At 65.5% G+C, this 429-nt stretch carries 1 protein-coding gene; it reads left to right on the top strand.

Annotated elements, in window-relative coordinates:
* The coding region (locus GWC77_RS28400; protein ID WP_173262969.1) for a transposase at positions 1-429 on the top strand (429 nt) is incomplete at both ends.

Raw genomic sequence — 429 nt, 5'->3', positions numbered from 1 at the left:
AACTGGGTGCGGACAAACAGCGCCACAAGCACACGCCGCGATTTGATGCACGCACGGCGCTGGCGCGCTGGGCTGGTGTCGATCTGACACGCATCAACGGTCTTGGCGTGGGCACGGTGATGACGATCCTCTCCGAAGTCGGTCCCGACCTGAGCCGCTTCGCCAACGTCAAGCACTTCTGTTCATGGCTGGGACTCTGCCCCGGCACGAAGATCAGCGGCGGCAAGGTGCTCAGCGCGCGCACCCGGCGTTCGGCCAACCGGGCACGCCAGGCGCTGAAAATGGCAGCCATGAGCCTGTCACGCAACGACTCGGCACTGGGCGCATTCTACCGCCGCTTGTGCGCGCGCATGGACAAGCCTCGCGCCAATACCGCGGTCGCCCACAAGCTCGCGCGTATGGTGTACTTCATGCTCACGCGCGGCGAGG

Origin of the sequence: Paraburkholderia sp. NMBU_R16 (assembly GCF_013282575.1) — a bacterium.
Classification (GTDB): Bacteria; Pseudomonadota; Gammaproteobacteria; order Burkholderiales; family Burkholderiaceae; genus Trinickia.
This window is presented reverse-complemented; position numbering and strand designations above follow the sequence as displayed.